The organism is Streptomyces sp. NPDC048196 (genome assembly GCF_040652715.1).
GTDB classification, from domain to species: Bacteria; Actinomycetota; Actinomycetes; order Streptomycetales; family Streptomycetaceae; genus Streptomyces; species Streptomyces siderophoricus.
Genome location: NZ_JBEZMM010000099.1, coordinates 1 through 14028 on the forward strand (window position 1 = coordinate 1; position 14028 = coordinate 14028).

The window sequence follows — 14028 nt, forward strand, 5'->3', positions numbered from 1 at the left end:
TGTGTGGACGTAAAGCGACAGCAGTCCACACAACCGGCCCCGGAGGCCCGTCACCGCACCCGACACCACCCAGCCCGCCGCAGGCGCAACGGCGACCAACAACCGCGGCGCAGCAGACAGCCACGTACGCGGCGCCGCAAAGCGCAACGGCGACCAACAACCGCGGCGCAGCAGACGGCTACGTGCGGGGCGCCGCAAAGCGCAACGGCGAGCAACCCCGACGGCGGGCCAGACAGGTACGTGGGAGGCACCCCAAAGCGGCCCCCGGTAGGTTTGGGGTGTCCCGAACACACCCCAGGAGGACCCGCTCGTGACTGACCTGTCGCACATCGTCAAGGCATACGACGTACGCGGTGTCGTCCCCACCCAGTGGGACGAACCGCTCTCCGAGCTGTTCGGCGCGGCCTTCGTCGAGGTCACCGGCGCGGACGCGATCGTGATCGGGCACGACATGCGTCCCTCCTCGCCGGGCCTGGCCACGGCCTTCGCGCGCGGGGCCGCGGCCCGCGGCGCGGACGTCACCCTGATCGGCCTGTGCTCCACCGACGAGCTGTACTTCGCCAGCGGCTCCCTCGGCCTGCCCGGCGCCATGTTCACCGCCTCGCACAACCCGGCTCAGTACAACGGCATCAAGATGTGCCGGGCCGGCGCCGCCCCCGTCGGCCAGGACACCGGCCTCGCCGACATCCGCGCCCTGGTCGAGCGCTGGTCCGACGAGGGCGCCCCCGAGCCGGCCGCCACCTCCGGCACCATCGGCGAACGCGACGTGCTCGCCGACTACGGATCCCACCTGCGCAGCCTGGTCGACCTCACCGCGATCCGCCCCCTGAAGGTCGTCGTGGACGCCGGCAACGGCATGGGCGGCCACACCGTCCCCACCGTCTTCGCCGGGCTGCCGCTCGAACTCGACGCCCTGTACTTCGAGTTGGACGGCTCCTTCCCCCACCACGAGGCCAACCCGCTCGACCCGAAGAACATCGTCGACCTCCAGGCCCGGGTCCGCGAGACCGGCGCCGACCTCGGTATCGCCTTCGACGGCGACGCCGACCGCTGCTTCGTCGTCGACGAGAACGGCGACCCGGTCTCCCCGTCCGCGATCACCGCCCTGGTCGCCGCCCGCGAGCTGGCCAAGCACCCCGGCTCCACCGTCATCCACAACTGCATCACCTCCTGGTCCGTCCCCGAGGTCGTCAAGGAGAACGGCGGCGCCCCGGTACGCACCCGCGTCGGGCACTCGTTCATCAAGGAGGAGATGGCCAGGACCGGCGCCGTCTTCGGCGGCGAGCACTCCGCGCACTACTACTTCCGCGACTTCTGGAACGCCGACACCGGCATGCTCGCCGCCCTGCACGTCCTCGCGGCCCTCGGCGGCCAGGACCGCCCGCTGTCGCAACTGGTCGCCGAGTACGACCGCTACGCCGCCTCCGGCGAGATCAACAGCACCGTCGACGACCAGACCGGCCGGCTCGCCGCGATCAAGGCCGCCTACGAGGGCCGCGAGGGCATCACCCTCGACGAACTGGACGGCCTGACCGTCACCGCCGACGACTGGTGGTTCAACGTCCGGCCCTCCAACACCGAGCCGCTGCTGCGCCTGAACGCCGAGGCCCGCGACGCCGACACCGTCGCCCGGGTCCGCGACGAGGCCCTGGCGATCATCCGCGGCTGACCCTCCGACGGGCGGGGCACCCGCCCCGCCCGTCCCGCCACACCCCGCCGAGCAGGCCGCGCCCGCCCCACCGGCGGTACGCTGGCCACGCCGCAACCACCCGAAGGAGCAGCGCCCATGCCGGTCGACGCCAGCTTGATCCAGATCCTCGCCTGTCCGGCGTGCCACGCCCCCCTGGAGGACCGGACCGCGTCCGACCCGGCCGAGCTGATCTGCACCTCCGGCGACTGCGGCCTCGCGTACCCCGTCCGGGACGGCATCCCCGTACTCCTCGTCGACGAAGCACGCCGCCCCGCCTGACCCGGGCCCGCCGGGTCCGCGGGCCCGGCACCGCCCGGCACAACCCGCCCGTACCGGCGATCGGAGGCCGCGCCCACCATGCTCGACGAGTCCCTCCTCGACACCCCTGACGCACTGGCCGGCGCCGACCGCTTCGGCCTGCTGCGCGGCGTCGCCGAAGCCGGCGCCCGGGCCCGCACCGCCGCCCGCAGCGCCGCCGAATCCGGCATCCCCGAACTGACCCCCGACGGCCGGCCGCGCGCCGTCCTCGTCGCCGGCCCCGGCCCCGCCGCGGCCGGCGTCGCCGACCTGCTGCGCGCCCTCAGCGGCGGCAGCTGCCCGGTCAGCCTCATCCAGCCCACCGGCGTCGCCCCGCTGCCCGGGGCGCTGCGCTGGACCCTGCCCGGCTGGGCCGGCCCGCTCGACCTGCTGCTCCTCGTCGGCCCGGACGCCGCCGACCCCGGCCTCGCCGAACTCGTCGAACAGGCCTACCGCCGCGGCTGCGCCGTCGTCGCCGTCACCCCCGCCGGCGGCCCGCTCGCCGAGGCCGTCATCCAGGCCCGCGGCCTCGCCGTACCGCTCGCCACCACCGCCTACGACGCCGAGTTCGACGTCGAGGGCGCCCCGCCGGCCGCCCCCGGCACCCTCTGGTCCGTCCTCATCCCGCTGCTCTCGCTCGCCGACCGGATCGGCCTGATCAGCGCCCCGCAGGACGCCCTCGGCAAACTCGCCGACCGCCTCGACCACCTCGCCGAACGCTGCGGCCCGGCCATCCCCACCTACTCCAACCCGGGCAAGGCCCTCGCCGCCCACCTCGCCGACGCGCTCCCGCTCATCTGGACCGAGGGCACCCTCGCGCACGCCGTCGGCCGGCACTTCGCCACCGAACTCGCCGGCCTCGCCGGCCGCCCGGCCCTCGCCGCCGAACTCCCCGAGGCGCTCACCACCCACCGCACCCTGCTCGCCGGCGCCCTCGCCCCCGGCACCGACCCGGACGACTTCTTCCGCGACCGCGTCGAACAGCCCACCGCGACCGCCCTGCACGCCCGCGTCGTGCTGCTGCGGGACCAGGAGCCCGGCACGCTGTCCGCCACCCGCGCCGCCCAGACCCTCGCCGAGGAACGCGACACCGCCCTCACCGAACTCCAGCCGGGCCCCGGCAGCGACCTGGAGATGGCCGCGGAACTACTCGCCATCGCAGATTTCGGCGCCGTTTACCTGGCGCTCGCCGGCACCGAGTGATCTTTGACGGTCGGCCCGCACGCACGGGCCGGCCGGCCCGCACCCGCGGGCCCGCGAGCCGCACCCCGCGAGCCCGCCCGCCGCCCCGGACGACCTCAGGAAGCAGCACCCCATGGACCGCCTCGCCAATACCGTGCGCCCCTACGCCTGGGGCTCCACCACCGCCCTCCCGGAGCTCCTCGGCACCGCACCCACCGGCGAACCCCAGGCCGAGATGTGGATGGGTGCCCACCCCGGCGCCCCCTCCCGCCTCGACCGCGGCACCGGCCCCCGCTCCCTCGCCGAGATCATCGAGGCCGACCCCGAGGCCGAACTCGGCCCCGGCGCCGTCCGCGCCTTCGGCCCCCGGCTGCCCTTCCTGCTCAAGCTGCTCGCCGCCGGCTCACCGCTCTCCCTCCAGGTCCACCCCGACCTGACCCAGGCCCGCGAGGGCTTCGCCGAAGAGGAGCGGCGCGGCGTGCCGCTCGACGCCCCCCACCGCAACTACAAGGACGCCAACCACAAGCCCGAGCTGATCTGCGCCCTCACGCCCTTCGAGGGCCTGTGCGGCTTCCGGCACCCGGCACAGACCGCCGACCTCCTCGAAGACCTCGGCGTCGACGACCTCACGCCGTACGTCGACATCCTGCGCGCCAGCCCCGAGGCGGACGCGCTGCGCGAGGTCCTCACCGCCGTCCTCAGCGCCGAACACCACGCCATCGCCGGCACCGTCGAACGCACCGCCGTAGCCGCCGGCCAACTCGCCGCCAAGGGCGGCCCGCACGCCGACGCCTACGCCGCCTACGCCGGCCTCGCCCACCACTACCCCGGCGACCCCGGCGTGCTCGCCGCCATGCTCCTCAACCACGTCCGGCTCCAGCCCGGCGAGGCCCTCTTCCTCGGCGCCGGCATCCCGCACGCCTACATCAGCGGCCTCGGCGTCGAGCTGATGGCCAACTCCGACAACGTGCTGCGCTGCGGGCTGACCCCCAAGCACGTCGACGTCCCCGAACTCCTGCGGGTGGTCCGCTTCGAAGCCGGCGACGCGGGCGTCCTGCGCCCCGAGGACATCGGCGGCGAAGAGGTCTACGACACCCCCGTCGACGAGTTCCGGCTCTCCCGCTTCGTCCTCGCCCCCGGCGCCGCCCCGCACCCGCTCGCCTCCGCCACCCCGCAGATCCTGCTGTGCACGGCGGGCACCGTCCACCTCCACGCCGACCCGGCCGGACAACCGGCCGCGGCATCGGCCGCCGCACCGGCCGAACTGACCCTGGCCCCCGGCCAGTCCGCCTTCGTACCGGCCGGCGAGCCCCTCACCCTCACCGGCGAGGGCACGCTCTTCCGGGCGACGGTGGTGGCGTAGGGCAGCAGGCGGGGGCGATCGCGCGCCCGTAGTGGGGGGCGGAACGATGGCCCCGGACTCGGGCCGGGCCCGCCTGGTGGCACAGCGCGACGGGGACCGTACGGTGAGTCCGCCCGGGGGTCGCACGGATCACCTCCGGGAACCACACGGGAGTCCGTCCGGAACCGCACGCGGAGACCGTCCGCCAGGTGGCCTCCTCGCGGCCGCCGGACGCCGGGCTGCAACAATGACCGCCGCACAGCATTAAAGGGGCGGTAAAGCGGCGAGCCCCGTCGACGGAAGGGACATGCGGCACTTATGAGCGCATCAGGCGGGACAAAGGCGATCGTTGCGGCGCTGGGCGCCAACCTGGCGATCGCCGCAGCGAAGTTCGTGGCCTTCGCCTTCAGCGGCTCGTCCTCGATGCTGGCCGAAGGCGTGCACTCCATCGCGGACTCCGGCAACCAGGGCCTGCTGCTGCTCGGCGGCAAGAAGGCGAAGCGCGCGGCCACCGAGGAACACCCCTTCGGCTACGGCCGGGAGCGCTACATCTACGGCTTCCTGGTCTCCATCGTCCTGTTCACCATCGGCGGCGTCTTCGCCCTCTACGAGGGCTACGAGAAGATCCACGAACCGCACCCGCTGGAGGCCTGGTACTGGCCGATCGGCGTCCTGGTCTTCGCCGTGATCGCCGAGGGCTTCTCCTTCCGCACGGCCATAAAGGAGTCCAACGAGCTGCGCGGCAAGCAGACCTGGGTCCAGTTCGTACGCCGAGCCAAGGCCCCCGAGCTGCCCGTGGTGCTGCTGGAGGACTTCGGCGCCCTGGTCGGCCTGGTCCTCGCCCTGGGCGGCGTCGGCCTCACCCTCCTCACCGGCAACGGCATCTGGGACGGCATCGGCACCATGTGCATCGGCGCGCTGCTGGTGCTGATCGCGCTCGTCCTGGCCGCCGAGACCAAGTCGCTGCTGCTCGGCGAGGCGGCCGGTCCCGAACAGGTCGCCATGATCCGCGCCGCGGTCGTCGACGGCGACGTCGTCACCCGCGTGATCCACATGCGCACGCTCCACCTCGGCCCCGAGGAACTGCTGGTCGCCGCCAAGATCGCGGTCCGGCACGACGACACCGCCGTCCAGATCGCCGACGCCATCAACGCCGCCGAGGCCCGCATCCGCGAGGCCGTCCCGATCGCCCGCGTCATCTACCTCGAACCGGACATCTACCACGAGGCCACCGCCGCCAAGGGCCCCGACCCGACGAAGACACCGGGCAACCACTGACCCCCAGGCGCTGCCTGAAACTCGGCAACGAACGGGCCCCCACACTCCGTTGGAGTGCGGGGGCCCACCCATGGGAATACCTCCCGCCCCCGCCGCGTTGACGGCCCCAAGGGGGCCCGCGCACCCCTTACGGGATCTGTTCGACCCCTCCCTAGGGAACCTCCCCACCCCGCCCCCCACCCCGGCCCCTCCGGATCCCTACTGGATCTCCCGAGCCTTGGCTGGGGCCCCTGGCCCCTTACCGGACCTCCCCGAGAACGCCCAGCAGCGCCTCCGTGTCCGCCGCCTCCTGCAGCCGCGCCCGGAACTCCGCGTCCATCAACTTCCGCGACAGCAGCGCCAGGATCCGTAGATGCTCGTCCCCGGCCGCCGCCTCCGGAACCGCGATCAGGAAGACCAGTCGGGCCGGCGTGCCGTCCAGCGAACCCCAGTCGATCCCCTCCGCGGACCGCGCGAACCCGACGACCGGCGCGCTCACCGCGTCCGTCTTGGCGTGCGGAATGGCGATCTCCTCACCGAGCCCGGTGGTGCCCTGCGCCTCCCGGGCCAGCGCCACCCGCACCAGCTCGGCCACATCCGTCACGCGGCCGGTGCCCGCCACCAGTTCCGCCATCTCACGGATCGCCGCTTCCTTGTCGTCGGCGGCGAGTTCCGTCTTGACGGTCTCCTCGGCGAGGTACCCCGGCAGCACCTCCCGACCCGCCGCATTCGCCGCCTCCGACGACCCCGCCGCTGCACCCGCAGCAGCAGCTTCAGCAGCCCCAACAGGTGCGGCAGTAGACGTCTCACCGGTCCCGCCCGCCATGCCAGCCACCCCAGTCCTGCTGGCCATCCCAGCCACCTCAGCTGCCCTGGCCCCACCGACCGCGACCAGCTCGTCCGCCACAGCCGACTCGCCCACCCCGGCCACCTCGTCCACCACGCCCGACTCGCCCGACGCGCCCGACTCGCCCCCAGTCTCTGAAGCGGGGCTCTCTGAAGCACGGCTCTCTGAAGCGGAGCTCGCCGCGACGGCCGCCCCACCCTTCCGCCGTTCCGAAAGATCGACCAGCGCCACCGTCGCCAGAGCCGTGACCACCGCCCCGATCACCACGGCGAGGAAGAACGCCGGTACTCCGCCGACCGCCCCCAGCACCGCCACGATCGGCCCGCCGTGCGGCACCGCATCCGTCACCCCGGTCATCCCCGCGACCGCACCGGCCACCGCGCCACCGAGCATGTTCGCCGGAATGACCTGGGCGGGCCGGGCCGCGGCGAACGGAATCGCACCCTCCGAGATCCCGAAGAGCCCCATGAACAGCGCCGCCATGCCGGTCTCACGCTCCTGCTCGGAGTACAGCCGACGGCGGATCAGCGTGGCCAGCCCCTGACCCAGCGGCATGACCGGAATCGCCGCCGCACACATGCCCATCACCGTCTGGTTGCCGGACGCGATCAGTCCCGCGCCGAACAGGAACGCGGTCTTGTTGACCGGACCACCCATGTCGAACGCGATCATCAGCCCGAGGATCGCGCCGAGCAGGATCGCACTCGACCCGGTCATCCCACCGAGCCACCCCGTGAGGTGTGTGAACACCCAGGCGACCGGTTTGCCGATCACGTAGATGAAGAACAGCCCGAGCGCTGTGGTTGCCACGATCGGGATCACGATGATCGGCATGATCGGCTGGACGAACTTCGGGACCCTGACCTTCTTGATCCACTGCACCAGATAGCCGGCCAGGAATCCGGTGACGATCGCACCGATGAAACCCGCGCCCGCCTTGGAGTCGTACAGCGCGCCCGTATTGGCGATCCAGCCGCCGATCATGCCCGGCACCAGCGCCGGCCGATCACCGATCGCATAGGCGATGTAGCCGGACAGGATCGGCACCATCAGCGTGAAGCCGATGACCCCGACGTCATTGACGTGCTTCCAGAACGAACCGTCCGGGATCACCAGACCGCCGTCCGCCTGCGGATGCCCGCCCAGCGCCAGCGATATCGCGATCAGCAGCCCGCCGACCACCACGAACGGAATCATGTAGCTGACGCCATTCATCAGCGCCTTGTACGCGACGCTGCGCTCCTTGCCGCCGCTGCCCGACGCCGTCGCCGTACCGGCCGCCGCACGGTCCCCGGTACCGCCACCGGTACCGGCGCCATCGCCGTCCCCGCCCCCGTACACCGACGCGCTCCGCACCCGCTCGATCAGCTGCTCGGGGTGATGGATCCCCTCGGCGACCCCGACCGCCAGCACCCTCTTGCCGGCGAACCGGCTGCGGTCGACGTCCTTGTCCGCCGCGATGATGATCCCGTCCGCCTCTCTGACATCGTTGTCAGACAGTACGTTCTCAGCCCCGATGGACCCTTGGGTCTCCACCTTGATCCGATGACCGAGCGACCGGGCCGCCTGGGTCAGTTTCTCGGCGGCCATATACGTGTGGGCGATACCGGTCGGGCAGGCCGTCACTGCGAGCAGCTTCAGCCCCTGCCCCTCCGTCCCCGCACCCTCGGGGGGATCAGCTGGACTCGTGGTCACGTGGTTCTCCTCACGAACATGCGCGGTCATCCAGACGTTCCGGGTCGCGCGCTCCAGGCATCCTGCACGACGACCCCGCCGCCGCAAACCCCTCCCACCCCACCTTCCGTCCCCCGTCACGCACCTTCCCGCAGCCCCCTCCACACCCCTCACAATCCTTCTCGCACACGCCCCCCCACCCCCTCACGAGCCTTCCTGCACACGCCTACGCACCCCGCCCGCAAGGGCTCCCCTCCACCTACCTGCACCTCACCTCCCCTCAACCTCCGCCCGCCCCGCCTAGCCGCCCCGCCTAGCCGCCCCACCCCGCCGGACCGCCACCAGCCCACCGCCGTCCCTCCGAACCCTGAGTCCCCCCGCAACCCTGAGCCCCGCGGAACGCTGACCCCCGGAACCCCGAGTCCCCCGGAACCCCGAGCCCCCGGCCCTCAGCCCCCCGCCGCCCACCTGCAGCCCCCACCCCCACCCACCGGTCACCCGCCCCCCTCCTGGCCGGGACCGCACGGAACCAGCCCTCCCGGCTCCCCTCCGGGCTGGGGTTCACTGGGCCGATCGGTGTAGATTCGTGACCAGTGCCAGACGTCGCTGCTGATGGCGGTCGGTCGGCCCGCCCCGCGGACCGGCCGAGGGAGAGAGGGCCTCCGACGGACTGCGCTGCGGCCAGGGGACAGGTGTGTCCGGAGAGGCGAGTCGGCCTCTGCGTACGCTCCTTCTGTCAGCCACCGCTGACGAACCCCAGCCCGCGCCGCAGACTGCCCAGCCCGAAACCACGCGACGCTTCTAGGAGCAGCCCGCATGACGACAGCAGCCACCGGCCAGGACTTCAAGGTCGCCGACCTGTCCCTCGCCGCCTTCGGCCGTAAGGAAATCACCCTCGCCGAGCACGAGATGCCCGGTCTGATGGCGATCCGCAAGGAGTACGCCGCCGCGCAGCCGCTGGCCGGCGCCCGTGTCACCGGCTCGCTGCACATGACCGTGCAGACCGCCGTCCTGATCGAGACCCTGGTCGCCCTCGGCGCCGAGGTCCGCTGGGCGTCCTGCAACATCTTCTCCACCCAGGACCACGCCGCGGCCGCCATCGCGGTCGGCCCCGACGGCACCCCGGACAACCCCCAGGGCGTCCCGGTCTTCGCCTGGAAGGGCGAGACCCTCGACGAGTACTGGTGGTGCACGGAGCAGGCGCTGACCTGGCCGAACTCGCCCACCGGCGGCCCGAACATGATCCTGGACGACGGCGGCGACGCCACCCTCCTCGTCCACAAGGGCGTCGAGTACGAGAAGGCCGGCAAGGTCCCCGCCGTCGAGACCGCCGAGAGCGACGAGCACCGCGCCATCCTGGAGCTGCTCACCCGCACCCTCGCCGAGAACCCGCAGAAGTGGACCAAGCTGGCCTCGGAGATCCGCGGTGTCACCGAGGAGACCACCACCGGCGTGCACCGTCTCTACGAGATGCAGCGCGACGGCGAGCTCCTCTTCCCCGCGATCAACGTGAACGACGCCGTCACCAAGTCGAAGTTCGACAACAAGTACGGCTGCCGGCACTCCCTCATCGACGGCATCAACCGCGCCACCGACGTCCTGATCGGCGGCAAGACCGCCGTCGTCTGCGGCTACGGCGACGTCGGCAAGGGCTGCGCCGAGTCCCTGCGCGGCCAGGGCGCCCGCGTGATCATCACCGAGATCGACCCGATCTGTGCCCTGCAGGCCGCCATGGACGGCTACCAGGTCACCACCCTCGACGAGGTCGTCGAGACCGCCGACATCTTCGTCACCACGACCGGAAACAAGGACATCATCCTGGCCTCCGACATGGCGCGGATGAAGCACCAGGCGATCGTCGGCAACATCGGCCACTTCGACAACGAGATCGACATGGCCGGCCTGGCGGAGCTCCCCGGCATCGTCAAGGACGAGGTCAAGCCGCAGGTCCACACCTGGACCCACCCCGACGGCAAGGTCCTGATCGTGCTGTCCGAGGGCCGCCTGCTGAACCTCGGCAACGCCACCGGTCACCCGTCCTTCGTGATGTCCAACTCGTTCGCGGACCAGACGCTGGCCCAGATCGAGCTGTTCACCAAGCCGGAGCAGTACCCGACCGACGTCTACGTCCTCCCCAAGCACCTGGACGAGAAGGTCGCCCGTCTCCACCTCGACTCGCTGGGCGTCAAGCTCACCGAGCTCCGTCCGGAGCAGGCCGCCTACATCGGCGTCCCCGTCGAGGGCCCGTACAAGTCCGACCACTACCGCTACTGATACCGAGCACCACGCTTCAGCAGCCGGTTGATCCAGGCCCTCGCCACTCACGGCGGGGGCCTGGCCCGTACCGGCCCCGTACCGCACCGCCCCCGACGCACCGAACCGTCGCCGCTCGAAGGACTGCACGCCTCATGCCCCGCGGCCACTACTCCCTCCACGACCCGCACGATCACACCCCCCTCGGCGAAGAACACTTCCACTGCGCCACCGGCCCCTCCGGCTGGCGCTACGTCTCCCAGATCACCAACCCCTCCGGCGACCACATCGGCTCCGTCGACCTCACCCTCGACGACCTCGGCCGCCCCATCCGACTCGAACTCCACGCCTCCGCCTGGCAGGTCCGCGGCGCCGCCCTGGACGGCGTCACCTGGGTACGCACCGACCCGACCGGCACCCACGCCACCGAAGGCAACGTCCGCGCCCACGCCTTCACCGGCGCGTCCCCCGCTTTCCTCATCGCGACCGCCCGGCTGCTGCGCCCGGCTCTGGGCGCCGGCGCCGTCCGCGCCCGCCTCGTCGCCTTCACACCCCCCGTCCTCGCCCCCCGCACGCTCGATCAGTCCTGGGCCCTGCTCAACAGCACACCACACGCCACTGACAACGCCCCCCTCATCGCGGACGAGTACCAGGTCAACGACCTGGAGACCGGTGAGCAGCACTCCGTCCACCTCACCGGCGACGTGGTCCTCTCCGCCCCCGGCATCGAACTCGAATCCCTCGACTCCCCGCCGTCCACCTTCACCTGACCCGGCCGCCGCCCCCGCCCTCACATCGGCGGCGCGAACCCCCTACGCGGCGGCCGAGACTCCGCCGAGGAAACCGGCCCCCCAGCCGCCGAAGGAGCCGACCCGGAAGACGCCGGGGAAGAGGGAGCGGAAGAAGAAGGAGCGGAAGAAGGAGAAGAGGGAGCGAAAGAGGGCGCCGAAGCGGGAGGGGAAGACGACGGCGAGGACGGCAACGACCAAGAAGCCCCTGCCGAAGCCCCACCCGGAGCCGCCGAAGCCCCAGCCGAAGCTGCCGACGGCCCATACGGCGAGGCGAACGACGACCCCTCGGACGCGACATACGGCGAGACATACGGCGAGGCATCCGACACAGAGGCCCCCGGCCCGGCCCCGTACGCCGCCGCGCCCTCTCCGGTCGTACCGACCGCCCCATGACTCGCTGCCGCCGTTCCGAACGCCCGCCGCGACTCCCGCCCCTGCCGCTCCCCGACCACCGCCGCCAGGTACGCCGCCGGATGCGCCCCATCCGGCACCGGTACCCCGGTGAACCTCCGGAGATCCTCCGCCAGCCGCCCCGCCATCGCCGCCCCGACCTGCGCGTCGAGCTGCCCCATCCGAGCCAGGTACTGCCGGAGGGTCAGCCACCACGCGTCCGGCACCCGCGACAGATCCAGCGCCCCGAGCTCCGCCACCAGCCACGCAGGAGGCGGCGGCAGCGCCGTCCCCACCTCGGCCGCCGGCATCCGCTCCCGTATGACCAGCGTCCCGGCGAACACGTCCCCCACCCGGCGCCCCCGCGCGGACACCAGTGAGGCGATCGCCGCCACCACCCCCATGGTCAGCACGATCTCGATGGTCCCCATGGCACCCCGCACCAGCGCGTGCCGGAACCGGATCGGCCCGCCGTCCTCCCGGACGACCCGCAGCCCGCAGATCACCTTGCCCAGCGACCGCCCGTGGCTCAGCGTCTCGATCACGATCGGAATCCCGACCTGCACCAACAGGAACGTCGCCACCGACACGGCAGCCACCGCCGCACTGTCCATCGACGACGTCGCGCCGACCAGCAGCATCGTCACCGCGATGTACACGCTCCAGCCCACGGCCACATCGACCGCGATCGCCAGCCCCCGGCTCGGCAACCTCGCCGGCCGCAGCCCCAGCACCACCGCTTCACCCGTGACGAGCTCACTCACGCCGCGCCCACTCCCTCTCGCTCGCCGAAACCCCGCCCGCACCACGTCGGGCCCGGCCAGTCTGCCAAGCTGACTCCGCACTCACCCACCACGGCGCTACGAGGAGCGACCCCGTATGGACCTCGATGTCTTCGTCGCGGCACACCGCGCCGAATGGGACCGCCTCGACGCACTCCTGCACCGCAAGCGCCGCCTCACCGGTGCCGAGGCCGACGAACTGGTCGCCCTCTACCAGCGCACCACCACCCACCTCTCCCTCCTCCTCTCCAGCGCCCCCGATCCCGCGCTGACCACCCGCCTGACCTCCCTGGTGGCCCGTGCCCGCAGTACGGTCACCGGCGCCCGCAAGGCCTCCTGGCGGGACACCGCGCGCTTCTTCACCACCGCTTTTCCGGCCGCGGTCTACCGCCTGCGCCACTGGTGGATCCCCACCGCGATCCTCTCCACCGTGGTGGCCGCCCTCCTGGGCTGGTGGATAGCCGCCCACCCCGAGGTCCAGGCGGCCATCGGCGCCCCCGACGACCTCCGCGCCATGACCCGCCCCGGCGGTGAGTACGAGACGTACTACTCCAGCCACCCCGCCGCCTCCTTCGCCGCGCAGGTATGGACGAACAACGCCCAGGCCGTCGCCATGTGCCTGGTACTCGGCGCCTTTCTCGGCCTCCCCGTCCTCTGGATCCTCTTCCAGAACATGCTCAACCTCGGCGTCGGCATCGGCCTGATGTCCTCGGCGGGCCGCCTCGACACCTTCCTGGGCCTGATCCTTCCGCACGGCCTCCTGGAGCTGACCGCCGTCTTCATCGCCGCCGGCATCGGTCTCCGCCTCGGCTGGACCCTCATCGATCCGGGCCCCCGCACCCGCCGCACCGCCCTCGCCCAGGAAGGCCGCTCGGCCCTCGGCGTGGCCATAGGACTCGCCGCCGTCCTCTTCGTCTCCGGCGCGCTCGAAGCCTTCGTCACCCCCTCCGGCCTGCCCACCTGGGCACGCATCGGCATCGGCACCGCCACGGAGCTGGCGTTCCTGCTCTATGTGCAGGTACTGGGCGGCCGGGCGGTACGTGCCGGCGCCACCGGAGACGTCGACCCCGCCGACCGCGACGCCACCCTCCCCACCGCCGCCTGATGTGCGCACAGCCCCGCTGACCTGCTAATCTCCTCTTCGCCCCGGCGACCGTTGACACGAGCAGCCGGGGGAGGTAGATTCGAACGGTTGCAACGAACTGGACAAGTTCATCAGCGACGGCTAGTCTCTTCTCCGCTTCGCCCAGAATCCTGAATTCGACGAAGCGCAACCGACCACTTACCGGAAGTTCCGGGTCGATTTATTTCGCCCGAAACGCTTCTGATAAAGTCGGAAAGCCAAAAGGCACCCCCCTCCGACGGGGAATCGGAAACGAATTCGGACCGGCAAACGGAACGAACAAGATCTGATAGAGTTGGAAAGGTCGAAAAGCGAAAGCCGAACGGCCGAGCCCGCTCCAACAGGGCGCCGGAGACGGAAACGGATCTGGTAAGGTTGGAACCGCGAAGAAGCCGAAAGG

10 protein-coding genes are annotated in these 14028 nt (G+C 71.8%); 8 read left to right on the forward strand and 2 right to left on the reverse strand.

Annotated features, from left to right (window positions below; all coding sequences use genetic code 11):
• Nucleotides 1–310: 310 nt before the first annotated feature.
• From AB0E02_RS38870 to AB0E02_RS38890, 5 genes are all read left to right on the forward strand, one after another.
• Nucleotides 311–1669 (forward strand): phosphomannomutase/phosphoglucomutase, encoded by a 1359-nt coding sequence (locus AB0E02_RS38870; RefSeq protein ID WP_362149397.1) that lies wholly within the window; start codon nucleotides 311–313, stop codon nucleotides 1667–1669.
• A gap of 117 nt (nucleotides 1670–1786) precedes the next feature.
• The gene (locus AB0E02_RS38875) at nucleotides 1787–1969 is read left to right on the forward strand and encodes a Trm112 family protein (protein WP_362149400.1); all 183 of its coding nucleotides are present in this window, start codon (nucleotides 1787–1789) and stop codon (nucleotides 1967–1969) included.
• A gap of 78 nt (nucleotides 1970–2047) precedes the next feature.
• A complete protein-coding gene (locus AB0E02_RS38880; RefSeq protein ID WP_362149403.1) occupies nucleotides 2048–3190 on the forward strand; it encodes an SIS domain-containing protein in 1143 nt (380 codons plus the stop codon).
• A 112-nt stretch (nucleotides 3191–3302) separates the two neighbouring features.
• Complete coding sequence (manA, locus tag AB0E02_RS38885) at nucleotides 3303–4532, forward strand: mannose-6-phosphate isomerase, class I (RefSeq protein WP_362149406.1); 1230 nt, start codon at nucleotides 3303–3305, stop codon at nucleotides 4530–4532.
• Nucleotides 4533–4829: 297 nt separating this feature from the next.
• The gene (locus AB0E02_RS38890) at nucleotides 4830–5789 is read left to right on the forward strand and encodes a cation diffusion facilitator family transporter (RefSeq protein ID WP_362149409.1); all 960 of its coding nucleotides are present in this window, start codon (nucleotides 4830–4832) and stop codon (nucleotides 5787–5789) included.
• Between the two features lie 238 nt (nucleotides 5790–6027).
• Here the strand turns inward: AB0E02_RS38890 and AB0E02_RS38895 are convergent, their stop codons facing one another.
• Nucleotides 6028–8310 (reverse strand): PTS fructose transporter subunit IIABC, encoded by a 2283-nt coding sequence (locus AB0E02_RS38895; protein WP_362149412.1) that lies wholly within the window; start codon nucleotides 8308–8310, stop codon nucleotides 6028–6030.
• A gap of 795 nt (nucleotides 8311–9105) precedes the next feature.
• Here AB0E02_RS38895 and ahcY point away from each other — a divergent pair.
• Both ahcY and AB0E02_RS38905 read left to right on the forward strand, forming a co-directional pair.
• A complete protein-coding gene (gene ahcY / locus AB0E02_RS38900) occupies nucleotides 9106–10563 on the forward strand; it encodes an adenosylhomocysteinase (RefSeq protein WP_362149415.1) in 1458 nt (485 codons plus the stop codon).
• A gap of 134 nt (nucleotides 10564–10697) precedes the next feature.
• Nucleotides 10698–11312, forward strand: a complete 615-nt coding sequence (locus tag AB0E02_RS38905) for a hypothetical protein (RefSeq protein ID WP_362149418.1) — start codon at nucleotides 10698–10700, stop codon at nucleotides 11310–11312.
• A 20-nt stretch (nucleotides 11313–11332) separates the two neighbouring features.
• On the opposite strand, the gene AB0E02_RS38910 is transcribed toward AB0E02_RS38905, so the two are convergent.
• A complete protein-coding gene (locus tag AB0E02_RS38910) occupies nucleotides 11333–12487 on the reverse strand; it encodes an RDD family protein (RefSeq protein WP_362149421.1) in 1155 nt (384 codons plus the stop codon).
• 115 nt (nucleotides 12488–12602) lie between these two features.
• On the opposite strand from AB0E02_RS38910, the gene AB0E02_RS38915 reads away from it, so the two are divergent.
• Entirely contained in the window at nucleotides 12603–13610 is a 1008-nt protein-coding gene (locus tag AB0E02_RS38915; protein ID WP_362149424.1) for a stage II sporulation protein M, read from the forward strand.
• The last annotated feature ends 418 nt before the right edge of the window (nucleotides 13611–14028 follow it).